Source organism: uncultured Campylobacter sp. (assembly GCF_938031315.1).
Lineage (GTDB): Bacteria > Campylobacterota > Campylobacteria > Campylobacterales > Campylobacteraceae > Campylobacter_B.
On record NZ_CALHHT010000248.1, the window covers coordinates 1 to 2,195 of the forward strand.

Sequence of the window (2,195 nt, forward strand, 5' to 3'; positions counted from 1 at the left end):
GCCTGAAATTTTGTACGCTAGCGAAATTTGAGCTTCGTTCATCGTCCATCCTTTAAATTTGAGTTAAATTTAGCGGCAAGGCGCCGCGACTAAATTTAGATCCGATTTTAGCTTCGATTCGGCAAGGACGCCTAGCTCAAAGCCAAAAATTTCCTAACCGTTATACAAAGTATCGTGACGATAAGTGCGATCATCCAGCGCTTTTGAGCTTTTTTGCCGATCTTGTGCGAGGTTTTTACGCCCGCGTAAACGCCCGCTAGCGAGCCGATGCCTAGCAACGCGCCGATTTCGTAGTACACGAGCCCGTGCGCGGAAAGGCTCAGAAAGCCCGCACTTGAGGAAAATATCACGAAAAATAGCCCCGTGCTGACGGCCTTTTTGATGTCGTAGTTTAAAAAACTGATCAAAATAGGCATCACGAATACCGCGCCGCCGATACCCACGCTGATCGCCACGGCGCCGACGAACAGCCCCACGATAAAGAGCAAAATTTTTGATTCGTTAGCCTCGCCGGTGGGCTCGGTCGGGGTTTTGAAGAGTTTGATTAAATTTATGATCTGCACCAAAATGAGCGTGCCCAGAAGAAATTTTGACGAAAAATAGCTTACGATAAAGCCGCTGCTAAGCGCGCCGCAAAAGCCCCCGAACCCCAGCACCAGCGCGGGCGCGACGTCGAGCATTTTGCTTTTAAAATTTACGAACGAGCCGAAAATCGAGCTGAAGATCATCTGCATGATGCTGATGCCGATGGCGTACTTGACATCGTAGCCGAAGAGCATCATCACGGGCACCACGACCGTGCCGCCGCCGATGCCGAAAAATCCGCTGATAAAGCCCACGCAGGCGCCGATTAAAATGTATTCAAAAAACATCCCTATTCCTTATTTTAGCCCCAACTCATCGCTAAATTCCGCTTTTTGCGGCTCGTCATTAAATTTCGCCGCTTGCAAGCGTTTAAATTTAAGTGCGAAATTTAGTAAATTTAAAGCTTATAGCCGTTTCGCTTCGCGCATCCATTCGCAGTAACGCTCGTGCGAAATTTTTATATTTTCATATCGCAAGGTGTCCGCGCGAAAGCATTTCAAGCTCAGTTCATTACCCTCAAAGCCCGCAAAATCAGCCTGCTCGTAGATGTCGTAACCGCCCTGCATGCAGTCTAAAACGTCTACATATCTCTGCTCTTCACTCATCGGCTCGGCAAAGCTCACCAAATGCACGCCGTTTGGAGCCGCCCAGTAGCAGCCGTCCACGGCCAGCGCGTCCCAATCCCGCAGATAGTGCACGCCGTCCCAAATGAAGCTCTCCTTGCCGTCTAACCAGGCGTCCGGCACGAAGCGCATGATCTGCGCTGAGGCTAGATCAAGCACGCTGTAGCCGTATAGATCCCGGCGAAAAACGAGGTAAAATTTGCCGTCTGCGTGGCGGATCAGGCTAAAAAATTCCGCCCGATCGTCTATACAGCGCCAGCTTATTATCTGCGGCGCGCCAAACAGCGTGTATTCGCCGCCACCAAAATTTGTCGCGCCGAGCCTATATGCGTCCTTTACGATCTCATATCCGCCACCTAAATTTATCGTTTGGCGCTGAGTAAAATTTTTCCTCTTAAAAAGAGCTTCCGCCTGCTTGATGTGCGCTTGGTACTGTGCGGAATTTACGGCGTTTGCCATCGTGCGCTCCTTAAAATTTCATGCAGGCGGGTTAAATTTTACGCTGCTCAAACGGCTCGCGCTTCTTGAATTTCATGCGAACCGAATAAATTTAGCCTCGCTAGTCGGCAAAATTTGACCGCTAGGCGGCAAAGCCCAATCATTTGGCGGCAACCGATAACCGCTAAGCGCAATTCGCGTGAGCGCTATGTATCAGCGCCGAAATTTTAAATCTTGCTTTGCGAATTTTTTAAAATTTACCCGCAGTTTCGGCGCTCTGCGAATACTCGCGCACAAGGGCGTGAAATTTTACGAGCGTTTGAAATTCCGAGGCATTTAAATTTCACGATATTTAAAATTCCGAGGCGTTTTAAAATTCCACGGAGATCTGAAATTCCGCGAGTATTTGAAATTTCGCAACCTTTAAATTCCACTAGCGCCTTAAATTTGTCCAAGTGCGGACAGCCAAACCGCTCGGACGGGCAGACCGCTCAAATTTACTCTCGTCCGCAGCGCCGCTAGCGTATAAATTTAAAATTTTACTCATCC

3 protein-coding genes are annotated in these 2,195 nt (G+C 48.9%); all 3 read right to left on the reverse strand.

Going from position 1 to position 2,195, the window contains the following annotated elements; all coding sequences use genetic code 11:
• Positions 1-131 precede the first annotated feature (131 nt).
• Complete coding sequence (locus Q0236_RS06290) at positions 132-872, reverse strand: sulfite exporter TauE/SafE family protein (RefSeq protein ID WP_297916137.1); 741 nt, start codon at positions 870-872, stop codon at positions 132-134.
• 117 nt (positions 873-989) lie between these two features.
• A complete protein-coding gene (locus tag Q0236_RS06295; protein WP_297916139.1) occupies positions 990-1,667 on the reverse strand; it encodes a hypothetical protein in 678 nt (225 codons plus the stop codon).
• Between the two features lie 236 nt (positions 1,668-1,903).
• Positions 1,904-2,080 (reverse strand): hypothetical protein, encoded by a 177-nt coding sequence (locus Q0236_RS06300; RefSeq protein WP_297916141.1) that lies wholly within the window; start codon positions 2,078-2,080, stop codon positions 1,904-1,906.
• Between the last annotated feature and the right edge of the window lie 115 nt (positions 2,081-2,195).